Origin of the sequence: Pseudomonas sp. E45-MNA-CIBAN-0222 (assembly GCF_040310405.1) — a bacterium.
Classification (GTDB): domain Bacteria; phylum Pseudomonadota; class Gammaproteobacteria; order Pseudomonadales; family Pseudomonadaceae; genus Stutzerimonas; species Stutzerimonas stutzeri_AC.
On record NZ_JBEOPU010000171.1, the window covers coordinates 1 to 256 of the forward strand.

Below are 256 nucleotides of genomic sequence, written 5' to 3' on the forward strand. Positions count from 1 at the left end.
CCATCATGATGTAATGGTCAGCATCAACACCAAAGTAATCCCATGAATACCAAAAGTTCAATTCAGTATGACCAAGCGATGAGCCGTAACCAAATTTGGTGTATATCTCAGGGTAGTAATATTCATCAGAGGCATTATCACCATGGTAAGTGTAATATGCGATACCTGCATCAACAGAGACTCGGTCAGTTAACTCAACATAATTACCTGCATAAAAATCAAGTTCTAACCAAGTGTCATCAGCACTGCCAAAGTC

At 39.5% G+C, this 256-nt stretch carries 1 protein-coding gene; it reads right to left on the bottom strand.

Features of this window, described 5'->3' with window-relative positions:
- Window positions 1-256, bottom strand: a 256-nt coding sequence (locus tag AAEZ08_RS23215; RefSeq protein WP_500125218.1) for a TorF family putative porin, incomplete at both ends; no start/stop codon positions are given.